The organism is Allobosea sp. 2KB_26 (assembly GCF_052115715.1).
Taxonomy (GTDB): Bacteria; Pseudomonadota; Alphaproteobacteria; order Rhizobiales; family Beijerinckiaceae; genus Allobosea.
Window position 1 is genome coordinate 1 of record NZ_JBFRHE010000027.1, and the last position, 14,310, is coordinate 14,310.

13 protein-coding genes and 3 pseudogenes are annotated in these 14,310 nt (G+C 58.3%); 4 read left to right on the forward strand and 12 right to left on the reverse strand.

The genetic code is table 11. The annotated features are described in order from the left end of the window. The 9 genes and pseudogenes from AB4099_RS32855 to AB4099_RS32895 all read right to left on the reverse strand — a co-directional run. Positions 1-452, reverse strand: a pseudogene (locus AB4099_RS32855) (FMN-binding glutamate synthase family protein); the annotation flags it as partial. Further along, positions 431-970 carry an NAD(P)H-binding protein gene (locus AB4099_RS32860; protein ID WP_441481161.1) on the reverse strand — a complete coding sequence of 180 codons (540 nt, stop codon included), beginning with the start codon at positions 968-970 and terminating at the stop codon, positions 431-433. The gene AB4099_RS32860 and the pseudogene AB4099_RS32855, both read right to left, overlap by 22 nt. 56 nt (positions 971-1,026) lie before the next feature. Further along, on the reverse strand, positions 1,027-1,644 hold the full coding sequence (locus AB4099_RS32865) for a GNAT family N-acetyltransferase (protein ID WP_441481162.1): 618 nt from the start codon (positions 1,642-1,644) through the stop codon (positions 1,027-1,029). 61 nt (positions 1,645-1,705) lie between these two features. Then, a pseudogene (locus AB4099_RS32870) lies at positions 1,706-1,825 on the reverse strand (IS3 family transposase); the annotation flags it as partial. Positions 1,826-1,843: 18 nt separating this feature from the next. After that, positions 1,844-2,731 (reverse strand): ABC transporter permease, encoded by an 888-nt coding sequence (locus tag AB4099_RS32875; RefSeq protein ID WP_441481163.1) that lies wholly within the window; start codon positions 2,729-2,731, stop codon positions 1,844-1,846. Continuing rightward, the gene (locus tag AB4099_RS32880) at positions 2,728-3,669 is read right to left on the reverse strand and encodes an ABC transporter permease (protein WP_441481164.1); all 942 of its coding nucleotides are present in this window, start codon (positions 3,667-3,669) and stop codon (positions 2,728-2,730) included. The genes AB4099_RS32875 and AB4099_RS32880 overlap by 4 nt, the downstream gene beginning before the upstream one ends. 434 nt (positions 3,670-4,103) lie before the next feature. After that, entirely contained in the window at positions 4,104-4,247 is a 144-nt protein-coding gene (locus tag AB4099_RS32885) for a hypothetical protein (RefSeq protein ID WP_441481165.1), read from the reverse strand. Positions 4,248-4,319: 72 nt separating this feature from the next. Then, positions 4,320-5,897, reverse strand: coding sequence for an ABC transporter substrate-binding protein (locus AB4099_RS32890; RefSeq protein ID WP_441481166.1), 1,578 nt, complete (start codon positions 5,895-5,897; stop codon positions 4,320-4,322). A gap of 517 nt (positions 5,898-6,414) precedes the next feature. Continuing rightward, complete coding sequence (locus AB4099_RS32895; RefSeq protein WP_441481167.1) at positions 6,415-6,642, reverse strand: hypothetical protein; 228 nt, start codon at positions 6,640-6,642, stop codon at positions 6,415-6,417. A 526-nt stretch (positions 6,643-7,168) separates the two neighbouring features. On the opposite strand from AB4099_RS32895, the gene AB4099_RS32900 reads away from it, so the two are divergent. Further along, positions 7,169-8,677, forward strand: coding sequence for a M81 family metallopeptidase (locus AB4099_RS32900; RefSeq protein ID WP_441481168.1), 1,509 nt, complete (start codon positions 7,169-7,171; stop codon positions 8,675-8,677). A 153-nt stretch (positions 8,678-8,830) separates the two neighbouring features. Here AB4099_RS32900 and AB4099_RS32905 read toward each other — a convergent pair. The 3 genes and pseudogenes from AB4099_RS32905 to AB4099_RS32915 form a co-directional block, all read right to left on the reverse strand. After that, positions 8,831-9,307 (reverse strand): annotated as a pseudogene (locus AB4099_RS32905) (glutathione ABC transporter ATP-binding protein GsiA); the annotation flags it as partial. An 89-nt stretch (positions 9,308-9,396) separates the two neighbouring features. After that, positions 9,397-9,966 (reverse strand): RES family NAD+ phosphorylase, encoded by a 570-nt coding sequence (locus tag AB4099_RS32910; RefSeq protein ID WP_441481169.1) that lies wholly within the window; start codon positions 9,964-9,966, stop codon positions 9,397-9,399. A 10-nt stretch (positions 9,967-9,976) separates the two neighbouring features. Beyond that, positions 9,977-10,486 carry a hypothetical protein gene (locus tag AB4099_RS32915; protein ID WP_441481170.1) on the reverse strand — a complete coding sequence of 170 codons (510 nt, stop codon included), beginning with the start codon at positions 10,484-10,486 and terminating at the stop codon, positions 9,977-9,979. 625 nt (positions 10,487-11,111) lie between these two features. Here AB4099_RS32915 and AB4099_RS32920 point away from each other — a divergent pair. The 3 genes from AB4099_RS32920 (at position 11,112) to AB4099_RS32930 (ending at position 14,157) form a co-directional block, all read left to right on the forward strand. Next, on the forward strand, positions 11,112-11,699 hold the full coding sequence (locus tag AB4099_RS32920; RefSeq protein WP_441481171.1) for a GrpB family protein: 588 nt from the start codon (positions 11,112-11,114) through the stop codon (positions 11,697-11,699). A gap of 307 nt (positions 11,700-12,006) precedes the next feature. Then, entirely contained in the window at positions 12,007-12,552 is a 546-nt protein-coding gene (locus AB4099_RS32925) for a Tn3 family transposase (RefSeq protein WP_441481172.1), read from the forward strand. Between the two features lie 825 nt (positions 12,553-13,377). Further along, on the forward strand, positions 13,378-14,157 hold the full coding sequence (locus tag AB4099_RS32930) for an amino acid ABC transporter ATP-binding protein (RefSeq protein ID WP_441481173.1): 780 nt from the start codon (positions 13,378-13,380) through the stop codon (positions 14,155-14,157). Positions 14,158-14,310 lie beyond the last annotated feature (153 nt).

The window sequence follows — 14,310 nt, forward strand, 5'->3', positions numbered from 1 at the left end:
ACGCGAAAATCGGTGTCGACAATGGCCGTCGGCGCGGCCGAATGGGTCAACCACGCATAGCCGGAACCGTAGACGTTCTCAGAGGTGCCAAAAGGCAGCTTGTCCTCGTCGCCCTTGGCGCGCCGGTAGACCAGGGCGCGGTCCTGCCGGCTGAACGGAACTTCGTCATGGTCGCTTTCGATGATGTATTGCCGGATTTCCGGCCGGATGCTTTCCATCAGAAAGCGCAGATGCCCGATCACTGGATAGTTGCGCAGAATCGAATGCTTGTGCTGGCGCATATCATGAACGCCCAGAAGGACCAGCGCGCCCGCAACCACCGTCGGGACAAGCAGCCACCCGCTATAGGCAAGCCCCCCGGCAAGCGAAGCGACAAGAGCGAGCATGGCAAGGACAAATACCGCATAGCGTTGATTCAGCAGAGCATTTTTTAGCATGATGTCCTGACGCAATGCGTGGTCGGTGTACGTTGAACGCGGGAAATTCGGGGTTTCCTGAAGAGACGGCGGCAAACGGCGCCGTCCTCTTCTTCGAGACCGAATCTGGACGATCTCATCCAGAATATAGCCCTCCTGATCGACCGCGCGCCACACAGCTTGGCTCTGCCACGCGGGCAAAATTCGGCAGGCCTGGTGTCGTCGGGATCGCGAGCACCCAGGTGGACGATATGCTTGACGCCTGCCTTCTTGGCATCGTCGATGAGGGATTTGCTCTGGCGCAGCATGTCGATGGTATATCCGGTCATCAAGAACGCCCCGTCGACGCCCTCAAATGCGGGCAGCCGGGTTTTCGGGCGGTCAAAGTCCATCTCGACGACAGGCAAGCCGAAATGGGCAGCCTCCTCCGGTGAACGAACGGCTAGAACCATTTCCAGATCGGTGCGTGCCGCCAACAGACGGACGATCGTTCCACGGACTTGACCGGTGGCGCCGGTCACGAGGATGACCGGTTTCTGGTGCTGATTTGACATGGATATTCTTTCGTTGACGTCGGCTGTTCCGCCGCTGAAATCGGCAGAGGCGGAGGTTAAAGCGTCAGCGCCATCCTGGTCGCACGGTGAAAGCCGAATACCGGCGCGAGCAGGCCAAGAGACACCCGTTCGACCGGGCGAAAGCCGAGGTTCTGATACAGTCTCCTTGCGCCCTCGTTGCTATCGACTACATCCAGAGTAAGCGCACGTTTGCCAGCTTCGCGAGCGAAGCTGATCACGCCCGCCATCAAAGCTTGTCCAACCCCCTTCCCACGGGCGCTCTCGTCCACACAAATACTTTCGATCATCATTTCATCGACACTCGCGCTGCTGTCGAGCGCATTGAGTAGAAGCCCGCGCCAGATGCCGCCGACCGGACCATAGCTTTTGCGCAAATCATCATGTGTGACGGCAAGCCCTCCCTCTTGGTCGGTTTTGAAAGTCACGATGCCAATAAGCTGACCGTCGCCGGCAATGGCCGTGAACGCCTGCGCGGGCTGAATGCAGCGGCGCAGCAGGCCACGCGCCTGAGGCGCGGGCCCGAGCGGCACGAGGAGTTTGCGTGAAAACGCCTGCCAGTAAAGGTCCAGTGCACGGTCCAGAAGCTCGGCACGGATACCCGCTTCGATGCGAATGGTGGGGACGTTCCGCGAATTCGGCGTGATGGTTTGCATTTGAGAACTTTCAGGCACGTTTGCCTTGAACGTGAGCCCGCCCTCTGCAAAGTGGGCGGGCGCGCAGGCGGATGCAGGATCCGTCCGCGAGCCAGAGACGGCCGCGATTGGGTTGTCGGGCCGGAACCTTCAGCCCCTCGCGTCGCCAGATCCGCTCAACCCGTTTGTCGTTGTCCAGCCATTGGCCAGCACCTCCCTGCTACAGGCTCTTGGCGAGCCTTGGATCGAGCGAGTCTCGCAGGCCGTCGCCAAGCAGGTTGACCGCCAGGACGGTGATGGACAGGAACAGGGCCGGGAAGAAGATGATTTGCGGGCGGACCTGCCAGAGCGATCTGCCCTCGGCCATGATATTGCCCCAGGACGGCGTGGAGGGAGGGACGCCCGCGCCGATGAAGGACAAGATTGCCTCGACGATCATGGCGCTGGCGCAGATATAGGTCGCCTGCACCATCATCGGCGCGATCGTGTTGGGCAGGATGTGGCGGATGATTATGCGCGGCACGCGTGCGCCCTGTGACACGGCAGCCTCGACATAGGGCTGCTCCCGCAAGGAGAGCACGACACCTCGGATCAGCCGTGCGACCCGTGGAATTTCCGCAATGGTTATTGCGATGACGACGTTGCCGACCGAGCCACGCGTCAGTGCCATCAAGGCGATGGCGAGCAGGATCGGAGGGATCGACATCATGCCGTCGATTATGCGCATGACGATGCCATCTGCCCAGCGCACGAAGCCAGCAAAAAGACCGACGGCTAGGCCAATGACGGAAGCCAAGATTGCCACGCTGAAACCAACGACGAGCGAGACGCGCGCGCCATAGATGACGCGCGCATAGACATCGCGGCCGAGCATATCGGTGCCAAACCAGTACAACTCAGATGGCGCGCGGGTGCGGCGGGCCGGCGAAATCGCCGTCGGGTCGACCGTCCACAGCAGGGGCGCGAGGATAGCGATCGAGATCATCAACAGCACCAGCCCCCCCCCGATCGTGACTGAGAGATGCTTGCGCCAATAAGATCGCCGCTTGGGGGAAGTTTTACTTGCTACAGGGGGCGTTACAGCGAGAGAGGAGGGTGCGTTGGTCAATAGCTGATCCTCGGATCGACAACGGTATAGATCAAGTCAACGGCCAGATTCACCAGCACGTAAACGAAAGAGAAGATCAGCACGACGCCCTGGATAACGGGATAGTCGCGCTGCAAGATCGCATCGAGCGTCAGTCTCCCGAGGCCTGGAATGGCGAAGACGCTCTCCGTGACAACCGCACCGCCGATCAACAGCGCGACGCCTATGCCGATGATGGTGACGATCGGGACGGCCGCATTCTTCAGCGCGTGGATGTAAAGCACAGCCGTCTCGTCAAGCCCCTTGGCCTGCGCCGTGCGGACATAATCTTGCTGCAGCACTTCCATCATCGTCGCTCGGGTAATCCGCGCGATCAGCGCAATGTAGACGGAACCGAGCGCGATTGAGGGGAGGATCAGGTTCCGCAACCATGGCCAGAAGCCCTGAGCAAGCGGCGTATAGCCTTGGACGGGCAGCCATTCCAGTCTGAGCGCAAAAACATAGGCGAGCAGATAGCCGACGACGAAGACCGGGACGGAGAAGCCGAAGACGGCAAAGGCGACTACCGCGCGGTCGATCCAGCTGCCGGCTCTCCAAGCCGCGACGACGCCAAGCGGAACCGCGATCACAACGGCCAGTATTAGCGTTAGCACCATCAGCGACACTGTCGGCTCAATGCGCTGTCGAATGAGTTGGGACACCGGTAGGGACGTGAAGATTGAAGTGCCGAGATCGCCCTGCAGCACCCGGAACAGCCATTCGCAAAAGCGTACGAGATAGGGTTGGTCAAGACCCAGGCTAGCACGCATGCGCTCGACATCGGCGGGCGAGGCCTGGTCACCGGCGATAACGGCGGCGGGGTCCCCAGGCGCAATATAGAGCAGCGAGAATACGAACAGGGCGACAAAGCCCATCACTGGTATCGTAGTCAGAATTCGCCTAAAGATGAACGCTATCACGATTGACTTCCATCTGCCATAGTTGGATTCTGGTGAAGTTTAATTAAATCAAACCCTTCAAATAAATTCGGCTATCTGGAATATATAAAATATATGACTTAGATAAACTTTATAGATTAGTCATCTTATACATAATTGTGAGCGTTCGATTATCGCCGAATACAATAGATATTCTCCGTCTTTAGCGCAGCCGATTGGATACCGAGATCGTCTCAAGCCCGGCCCTTTCGGGTAGGCGCGTAAAGCGTGCTGATTTGGAATCGTCGGCCAAGCCGCTTCGTTCCGCCGCAATAAGTAGGGATCCGGTTCCAGGCCACCGATAGTTAGTTCAACAAACGTCTTTCCACCGTTCCCAATGACTTAAGCGACAGCCCGCGTTGCAACCGCAACATCCTTTGGGTGGTGTTCGCAGGATTCTTGATCTCGTTATTGAGCTAGTCCCAATAGCGCCCCGTATCGATAGGCTCCTCGAGCGGCTCGTGACGGCGCGCGGGAGCTGTAATGTTCCAGAGCAGATGTATGGAGCCAAGCTCGAACGGATCGACGAGGCCCAGCACGGTATGCGCCTTGACTCTCATTGCTTCACGATTCAGTCGCACCATGTTCTCACCCTTTTCATACAGGACAGCAGAGCATCGCCTCGGCGTAGTCTAATTACGTTTTACACCCCAAGGCAGATTCTGACTGCTGCGCACGAAACCGGTGAGATTCGACCGATAAGCGGTTCTGATAAAGTATCGCCCAAGCGGAACGATAGGAGCTTCCTTGTAAGACTCCTCTTCGATCGCGGCGGATATCTGCTTCTTGCTCAACTCGGTGGAAGCGTCGAGCCATTGGGCTACGAGTTGTTCGACTCTTTCGTTTTTGTACCATCCGAACCAACCCGAATGGCCGAGGCCCCGAAGGGTTACGTTGATCGCTGGATTGCTGACCGAAGCGACCGGCCACCAGGTATGAAAAATGCTCCAACCGCCCTTCTCGACCGGCTCTTTGCTGGTGCGCCGCTGAACGACCGAGCCCCAATCCGTTGCGACCATCTCGACGTTCATTCCAAGCTTTCTCAAAAGGTCTTCAGTAACGTCGCCAAAAGGGCCGAGCGACGGCAGATCGCTGGGGTTGATAATAACAACCTTCTCACCCTTGTAGCCGGCCTCAATAAGCATCTTCTTGGCAGCTGCGATGTCCGGCTTCTTCGGGCCGACGTCGGAACCATATGATGTCCCACAAGGCCACATGCTATGGCATTCGCTGAACAAGCCCGGTTCGTTGCCAGTGATGACCCGCAAGTAATCGTCTTGATTAGCGGCAATTAAAACCGCGCGCCGAATCGCGGGGTTGTCGAAAGGTGGGTGAAGCGTGTTGAACCGCAATGTTCCAACATAACCGTTCGGATCGTTTACGCCGACCGAGACGCCTGCTCGCCCCTGCAGCAGCGGAATAAGATCAGGTGCAACCTGATCCCACCAATCGACCTCACCTGCCTGCAACGCTGCTGCCGCGGTGCTCGGATCAGGAATGATATGCCACTCGACGCGATCAAAATTGACTACCTTGCCGCCGCTCGTCCCCGACGGCGCCTCCTGCCGTGGCACGTATTCGTTGAAGCGAGAATACACGACCCGGCTACCCGAAACGTATTCACTCGCGACAAATCGGAAGGGGCCTGAGCCGATTATCTCCGTAATTTGCCTGAACGGATCGGTGCTTGCAATTCTCTCTGGCATCATAAACGTGTAAGCTGTAGATGGCTTTCCCAAAGCTTCCAATAAAGACGGAAATGGGCGTTTCAGCTTGATACTAATAGTCCTGTCGTCTGCCGTCCCCCATTCTTCTACAACAGTTGCAAGCAGGCCGCCAAACGAGTCCCGCTTCGACCAGCGCCGCAAACTTGCCGAGCAATCCCTCGCCAGGACAGGCGTATTGTCATGCCAACGCAGTCCGTCGCGCAGCTTGATTGTCCAAGTCCGTCCGTCATCTGAGACCGTGTGCCCTTCGGCCATCTGTGGCATGATGGCACCGAACTCGTCCGCGCCATAGAGCGTATCGAACACCGTCATGCCATGGAGCACAGTCACCGAGGCGTTCGTCCATATTGGGTCGAGCGCCGTCAGGTTCGCATGCGGCACGAAGCGAAGGACACGAGGGTCCGCAGCCCGCGGGCGCCCAGGCATGGCGCTGGCCCCGACAAGGCCGGCAGCCGTGGCAATGAAGCGACGTCGATGCATCATATCCTGATCTCCCGCAGTAGTGGCGCCCTGAGTTTCACAAACTCCGAGATCGCGCTGGCAAATTTCTGCAAATGCATATCGGTCACCGGCAAGCTAAGCGCGATCATGCCTCGGCGTGCCAGATACAAGCCGGCGTCGTGGACCGCGTATTGCCGCCAGGAAGAACGGCGGCGGCCTCTTTGTGGAGCGCCTCGCTGCGCGGTCGTCGCTTAGTCAATGCGCGCATGGCCAAGCGCCGACTTGAGGTCACTATTCACCGAATAGGCTGCGCTACCGACATATCCGCACCTCTTGCCCCTCATGAACCTGGATAACGCTACAATGGAATCTCAAAATAATGCAACATGTGATCACGAGTTTCAATCCGAACAAATGATTATGACCGCGCTGCCCTATGCCGTTCGCGTGGCGCCAATGTAAAGCGCGCGATCGATCCGAAGGGAGGCGCAGGCGCGCCTGTTCGAGACCTTCCAATCGCTGCGAACACTGTCGACCAGCCCCCGTTTGCGCGCAGGCCTCAGAGCTCCATTTTTTCCAGAACATCCCGGAGCACCACCTTGTCCAGCGGCAGATTCGACACGATCCGCTTGAGCTTGGCGCTCACCTCTTCCAGCCGTCGCAACCGCCTCACCTCCGACGGCAGGCCGGTATGATCCTTCCACCAATCAACAAAAGGCGGCGTCCGAGATCCCGACCTTCCGAAAACCTCCGCAACCGGGGCGCCGTCCACCACCTGCTTCAGCACGAACGCAATCTGCGCGCCCCTGTGAACTTCTACTTCTTCATCGACTCTCCCGCCCCCCGCCCTGGCAGGCATATGGAAAATTCCAGTTCAAATCGGCCTAAATTCGAGCAAGCCCCCGCTTTGCCCTCTCATGCATCTGTCTAATTTTATCCGGGACCACTGGAGACGCGCGTTCAAGTGGTTGCTAGAGCAGATTCTCGGGTCGCCGCTGCAAACGGCCAGCTTGATCTCCATCAAAATATGTGATCACAAATGATGGTCGCGCGTTTTTCGCACTCGCTCCTTCTTCATCCAAACTGGATGCCGCAATGTATTCCTACAGAAATTCCGACAGTAAATTGGCCTTGCCGAAAAGCGGGCTGCCTTGGTCGACTCTCGAAAGAGAACTCGATTCACTATAATCTTTCGACTTTGGTTGGAAATCTGCGGTCGGCAGGGCGGTCGCCAGGAGCCCGCTGTGATCCCTCCAGTTCGACGGCTGGGATCGAAGTAGCAGTTATTTCTTTTTTCTATTGGAGAAGCGTACATGACCTTTAACCTCGTTGCCGCCTTCTGGCAGCAGGAGACTAATACGTTCAACGCCCGGAAAACGGAGCTGGCGGCCTACCATGCCACGGCTTATCTGGAGGGGGACGCCATCGTCCAAACCTATCGCGATACACGGACAGACTGGGGAGCTGTCTTTGAGATGGCGGAGGAACGTGACTGGACGGTCATTAGCCCGCTCCATGCTCACGCGGTCCCGTTCGGTACGCTTTCTCAAACGGCCTTCGAAAGCCTTGCAGCAACAATCCTCGCCCCTTTGACCACGGACGCGCCGGTAGACGCGGTCCTGCTGATGCTGCATGGCGCGTTGGTCTCGGAAGACTATGAGGACTGCGAAGGAGAACTCATTTCGCGTGCGCGCCGTATCGTCGGACCTCGCGTTCCCATCGTAGTCACACTGGATCCCCACGGCAATGTTACGCAAGCGATGGCTGACGCCGCCTCAGCCATCGTCGCGTATCGCACAACCCCTCATGTCGACCAGTATGAGACGACCCGACGCGCCTTGGGCGTGCTGTGTCGTATCATCGACGAAAAGCTCTCGCCGCGAGTCCACTTGGCGAGGCCGCCCGTACTCGGTGGCCTTGACGGGGGTCGCACCCTCACGGGGCAAGGCCCCATGGTCGATGCACTGCGGCGAGCCGCGGAGTTGGAAGCTGAGAACCCCGACATCCTGGCGATCAGCCTACAGGCGGGATACATGTACTCCGATATCGCGGAAGCCGGGCCGAGCGCCACGATCACGACGTCCGGCGGTGGCGCGATCGCGGATTCGATCGGCCAGGAATTGTCTCGGTTCATCTGGGACACCCGCGCGACGCGCAGCGTGCATCTTCTTGGGCTCGACGAGGCCCTGCATGCCTTTGAACAAATTCCCGCGGGAACGGGGCCGGTCGTCTTGGTTGATTACACAGACAATCCTGGCGGCGGCGCGAATGGCGATGCTACGGCCCTTCTCGGACATATGCTGCGGGCCGGGCTCAAGAACGCTGCATTCTTCAGCATCGCCGACCCGGCCGCCGTTGCTATAGCGCAGGATGCGGGTATCGGCGCGCGAGTCACGCTCGCTTTGGGCGGCAGAGTAAATCCGGACAAAGGCGGCGGCCCATTGCACGTGTCCGGTGTGGTGCGAGCGCTCTCGGATGGAAAATATATCCGAAAGGGAGCCTATTTTCGCGGGACAGCCGCCTCACTGGGGCCTAGTGCACTGCTACAGATTGATGGCATCGACGTAATCGTCTGCACTTATCCGAATCAGACGGAGGAGCGTCAGCAATTCCAGCTCTTTGGGATTGCCTTCGAGCAGTTCGACGTCGTTGGCTGCAAGGGGATGAATCATTTTCGTGTCGATCTTGAGGAGTTTTCGCGAGCACTGATATTCGTCGATAGCGGCGGCATCTGTCCGCTCAACCCCACGAAGCTTCCGTATCAGCGTCTCAGGCGCCCCATTTGGCCGCTCGACGAGAACATCACGCCGGAGCTCGTTTAAGGCAGGCTTCCTGTTGAGGTTGGGCAGCAAAGTCGTCACTATGCTCGAGACCCGTGAACCAAACGAGCACTTCCGAGCGCCTTGCGCGGATGAAGCCGGTTGTAACTATCGAACCAATTCGGCAGTTGGCACACGAGGGTTTCGGCGGTCGGCATCGGGTACCGCCGTCGGTACATCGGATTTGCCGGTCGCGCGGTCGACGATGGGGAAGCGCATGGGGCTGCTGTGCGCTTCCATCGAGCCGAGTTTCGGCACCGCCGAGAACAGCGACTAGGTATAGAGTTTCTGCGGCCCGGCGAAGATATCTTCGGCGGCAGCTCTCCGTTGTACACCGCCACGGTGCTGTCGGCGATTTTGGCGACGACTCCCATAGTAGGTGATGAAGAGGACGGACATGCCTTCCTCATCCTGCAGCGCCTGATCAACTCGAGGATCTGCGCTTGGGTCGCCACATCGAGCGCGGTAGGCGGCTCGTCGGCGATCGGGAGGTTCGGCTTGGCAGGCCAGCGCCATCGCGATCATCACGCGCGGGCTCGTGCCGCCAGAGAAGCGGTTCTGATATTCATGGTGACTGAGATATTTCCAAGCTGCTGCAACAACCCGTGCGGTATCAGACGTGTCACAGGTCTCTATTGTTAAGCCCGATTGGTCGTCGTTTGGCCCAACGGTGTGTTCCGGGTCGCCCAAATCAGAGTTTGGCGGGGTAGGCGAATTCGCGCTCAGCCGATCCCGACCTTGTACCTTCCAAGCAGTGCTGCGAGTCTCGCGCGGTTGTTCATGATCGGCTCGGATCCGTCCTCCTTCAGATGAGCTGCGGTGCGATCGAAGAGAGCCACGCAAAGTTCTCCATTGTCATGGTTCGAGCGATAGGTGACGCCATCCGGCGTTGAGGGATGATCGTAGACGGCGCGAGACCAGAGCTGGGCGACGCTATGAGGGCCGCTCGTCACCGCGCCTGTTGCACCAAGTTGAGCCAGACCCGGACCATGAAAGGAGACTAGCCTCAGGGGTGCGGTGACTATGATTTCAGCGAAGCACCGCTCCTCGAGAAACGTCAGCGCTACAAAGCGCGCGCCTACGGTGCGCAGGCAAGTCTCCGCGAAAGCGCCCTCGATCGTTGTCGCAAGATAGCAGACCCCATAGGTCTTGCTCGGATCGTCGAAGCGATTGCCGCCGGTTGCGCCGAAGAAGGTCGGACTGAGGTTGCTGCGATGGATCCGCTTTAGCCGCGCTCCGGCGTCGATGATCTCGGCGGGAAGGTCGCAGTTGGAAAAATCGGCTGGCGGCATAGGCCCAGGCTTAGGCAGCGCCATGTTCGCCGTAAGCCGCGGCCGCTACCACCACGTCGTCAATCTCCCCCTGGCGGAGCAGATCGATCGGCCTCTCGCTTCCGAGCCGAGCGTCACCCGTCAGCATGAAGTTTACGCGCATCCAGGGATCATCGACGGTGAATGCGTTCAAAACCTCACGGATGCCGCGCAGCAGGCCAGTTTTGCCGATCTGGAAGGCCGGATAGACGTAGCCGTCGCCGATGTCCAACCAGAATACCTGGTTCCGCTCTCGCTTGCGACCGAGCCCCTGCGGCGTGATGCCAAGATGGTCAGCGAGCTGCTGAGCAGAAAGCGCCCCGCCCTCGCCCTTCAGCATGTTGCGTTTCATCTCTGCCCCGCGCAGCAGCGCCTCGGTCAGGGGATCAGGCCGTTCCAACTGTATCTCCGCGCCAATTGCCGCAGCCTCACGCAGCGAGCTGAAGAGAACGTCGGTGTCGGTGGACGCTCCTACGGCAGCCAAAAGGCGATCGCGCGGCATGCGCTGAGCTATCCGCTCAAGAGCCCTGCCCGTCCGAAGGACAAAAGCCTGGACGAGGTCATCGCTCGACCCCAGCTCTGTCCGGCGGCTGCCTGCGGAGGTTGCCTTGGATGAAGCATCTCCGAAGTGGCTGGCGCGACCGCGGCGACGCTGAGTACCGGCTGAAGCAGTGGCCGCCATGTCAAAGACCCTCAATTTGTTTCTCCTATCTTGTTACAAATGGACAATGACACTGGAAACTTCAACTGCAACCATCGACGAATCCAGTCCCGGTCGGTGCGGTCGGGTCGGCAATTTTCAGAACGCGCGTTTGCGGGTGGCGCAGCGCCACGACCGCCACTTCGGCGACGTTGGCTGCTGCAGTCGTATGGAACCGGCTTAGACCACCAAACAACAGCGGATCGTTCGCCGACCATCCAGCACCCGTTTGACGAACCCGTCTGGCGCTCGATGGAAGACCGCCCGCAGCGGACCGGCAGGAGGCCCCCCCTTTGCACGGATCGCTCCAATGCAACCAGGGCTGACATGTCGTGCTGGTCGATACACCGCCTGGCTGATAAACCCAGGCGGAGAGTGAGCTGACCATGCACCGTGGAAACCTGTCGAGTTAGTTGAGGTGAATATCTTGCAATTGGACAAGGAAATTATTGTATTTGAAGAGGGCGATCCTAATGAAAACCCTTGGGTTTCAGGCTCCCCGACCATCGAAAATATCGTCGTAGAAAAATATTCGCCGCTCTGGGTCCAGGAATTCAATAAACAACAAAAGAATATTGAGACGGCGCTTGCTGATTTTTCTGTGAAAATTGAGCATGTCGGCTCTACGGCCGTGCCTGGGCTTCCTGCCAAGCCAGTTATCGATATTGATTTGATCGTTGAGGATCCAAGTCGTGAGACTGATTATGTACCAACACTATCTCGGATTGGCTACAAGCTGACCATACGAGAGCCGTCCTGGTACCAGCACCGAATGCTGCGTTTGGCGGAGCCGCGCGTAAATCTCCACGTGTTCGGACGAAATTGCCCTGAGCATATTCGCCATGTCTTATTTCGGGATTGGCTGCGCGCGCATCCAGACGATAGGCAACGATACGCTGATGCAAAATCGATCGCAGCAGACGGCGTGGACACTGCCAACGCTTATAACATGAATAAGCAATCGGTTGTTCGAGATATTTATCAGACCATCTTTAGAGCGCGCGGGCTAATCTAAGGGCCGGAGCGTTCCAACGATTAGATGGCGCGTGATCTCCGCACGCGCTAGCGACATCTTTCGCGCGCATTGTCGCGCAGCACTGCCGTTGATCGCGGTGGGATGATCACGGCGGCGGCAGGGTCCCGCTGGGCGATGATGCGGTACACGGGAGTACGCGCCGTCGGCCGTGACCGAATCGGGTATGAGATTTGATCAAGCAGCGGTCCGACCAGCGAGGCACCGCCGTCTTTGAAGCAAGGATTTCACCGATATCCGGGTCAGCGGCAAGGCGTAACTTGCGCCAGGTCCGGAGCCCTTAGCCTCCATGCTTCTCGCGCTGCCATTCGCCGGCCTCGAACACCTTCAGGCCAGTGGGGTCGATCACCACGGTCACTGGACCAGTTGCTGTTCCCACCGCCTTGGCGACGGTCAGGCCGACGCTGCGGTCGCAAGAAGGTGGTGTGATCGGGGACCGGACGCCGGCGACCGGACTGCTTGCGGCAGCGTCGGCGCGATGATTGGAGGTTCAATCAACCTCCACTGCATCAAGGAGAATTGGGACGAAGTCCTGCGGATGACGGGCTCAATCTGGGCAGGCACTGCTGCACCCTCGACGCTGATGCGTCGACTCGCCGCCTATCAACGCCAGAACGCTCTCGCGCAAGTTCTACGCGACATAGGTCGGTTGGAACGAACGCTGTTCGCGCAGGACTGGATCTTGGACCCAGCCCTGCGCTGGCGCACCAATGCCGGCCTTAACAAAGGCGAGGCTCGTAGGGCTTTGGCTCAAGCTCTGTTCTACCATCGCCATGGCGAACTCCGGGACCGGACGTTTGAGACCAGCGCTACCGCGCTTCTGGGCTCGACCTGACGATCGCGACCATCATCCTGTGCAACACAGTATCTCGGTCGAGCCGTTGGAGAGCGCCGCGCCGGTGGCGAGCATCTGCCGGATGAGTTCTCGGCCCATATCGCACCGCTCGGCTGGGAGCACAGCAGCTTCAACGCGGACTAATATCTGGCCCACCGAGCCATTCATTGGGTACTTCCGTCCGATGCGGAATCGTCGCTCACCCCTCCTCAAGCGGCCTACGGTGGATCCCGGCAAGATTCTGCGATGACCCTAAGCTTGGATCGCTCATCGCCTCATTGCAAGATGTGATCACACATTACGCCAACGGGCGCATCAGACAATAGTCGAAATCAAACCGCGCGACGTGAAAGATCGTGTTAAGAGAAAAATAGTTGCTAAAGTGCGATTTTATGGGCATTTTCGCCAGTACCATAAAGGCAAAATGCGACTTGTCTGGAAACCAAAAACCGGCTTGCCTGTAAATTCAAAATGTGATCACATAACTCCATGAACAACGTAGCCTTGGATAGCTGCGGCCCTAGCGCCGGCTGGCAATCGTTTCCGGCCATCGATCCCGGGTCAACGAAGTCTCCAGCTCATGTGCAAGTTAGCGGAAAGCGGAATGACCATGGCGGTTGTCATCCATGGAGATTGGCTTTGCCCGCATATATAGCCGATCGAGTGGTCTTCATGAGCGCGGGGCGGATCCTCGAGCAGGGTTAAGCGGAGGACATGATCGCCGCCCTCAACACACCCGACTACAGATTTCCCCAAGTAAATCCGGTCACAGGTGGCCGACGGGCCGATGCCGGATCATGGGCCTAATTGAGCGGAGCACGATTTATGGAACTCACCAACTTTGCACGGGCCGGAGCGTCCGCGCCGCCTCGCCAACCCATAGTTGAGCTTATCGGCGTTGGAAAGCGCTACGGTAATTTCCAAGTACTGAGTCAGATTGATCTGACGGTAGCCCGCGGTGAAAAGGTGATCATTTGCGGCCCGTCAGGGTCCGGCAAATCAACTCTTATTCGCTGTATCAATCACTTGGAACAGCATCAAGTGGGTCGCATAGTTGTCGACGGCGTGGAACTCAGTGACAATTCGGCTGCGATTGAGGAAGTTCGCCGCGAAGTCGGAATGGTATTCCAGCATTTCAACCTCTTCCCGCACCTTACGGTTCTCGAGAACTGCACGCTCGCTCCCATCTGGGTGGAGAAGATGCTCAAGAAGGACGCGGAAGAGATCGCCATGCACTACCTGAAGCGGGTCAAGATCCCCGAGCAGGCGAACAAGTATCCGGGCCAGCTTTCCGGTGGCCAGCAACAGCGCGTGGCGATCGCCCGGTCGCTTTGCATGCGCCCGAAGATCATGCTTTTCGACGAGCCGACATCTGCGCTCGACCCGGAGATGGTGCATGAGGTGCTGGAGACAATGACAGATCTGGCCGCGGAGGGGATGACAATGCTGTGCGTGACGCACGAGATGAACTTCGCGAGGAAGGTAGCGGATCGGATCGTGTTCATGGACCGTGGGCGAATTATTGAGAGCGGGGGACCGGCGGAATTCTTCAGTAACCCTAAAGAACAACGTACGCGCGACTTCCTCCAGCAAATTCTGCACTAAGAACAGACCACACTATGATTAGAAACTCGTCGCCGTCAAAGACCGTTTCAAGGCCGGCGGGAATGTACAAACAAAAGACGTAGGCCTCCGATGACTGAATAGCAGGCCGTTTCCGATGTCGAATTATTGAGCGAATCCAGCCCTCGCGCCTGA

Coding starts and splice junctions, on each gene's coding strand:
- AB4099_RS32860 (WP_441481161.1), bottom strand. CDS start 970: ATGTCAAATCAGCACCAGAAACCGGTCATCCTCGTGACCGGCGCCACC.
- AB4099_RS32865 (WP_441481162.1), bottom strand. CDS start 1,644: ATGCAAACCATCACGCCGAATTCGCGGAACGTCCCCACCATTCGCATC.
- AB4099_RS32885 (WP_441481165.1), bottom strand. CDS start 4,247: ATGAGAGTCAAGGCGCATACCGTGCTGGGCCTCGTCGATCCGTTCGAG.
- AB4099_RS32890 (WP_441481166.1), bottom strand. CDS start 5,897: ATGATGCATCGACGTCGCTTCATTGCCACGGCTGCCGGCCTTGTCGGG.
- AB4099_RS32900 (WP_441481168.1), top strand. CDS start 7,169: ATGACCTTTAACCTCGTTGCCGCCTTCTGGCAGCAGGAGACTAATACG.
- AB4099_RS32910 (WP_441481169.1), bottom strand. CDS start 9,966: ATGCCGCCAGCCGATTTTTCCAACTGCGACCTTCCCGCCGAGATCATC.
- AB4099_RS32915 (WP_441481170.1), bottom strand. CDS start 10,486: ATGCCGCGCGATCGCCTTTTGGCTGCCGTAGGAGCGTCCACCGACACC.
- AB4099_RS32925 (WP_441481172.1), top strand. CDS start 12,007: ATGCTTCTCGCGCTGCCATTCGCCGGCCTCGAACACCTTCAGGCCAGT.
- AB4099_RS32930 (WP_441481173.1), top strand. CDS start 13,378: ATGGAACTCACCAACTTTGCACGGGCCGGAGCGTCCGCGCCGCCTCGC.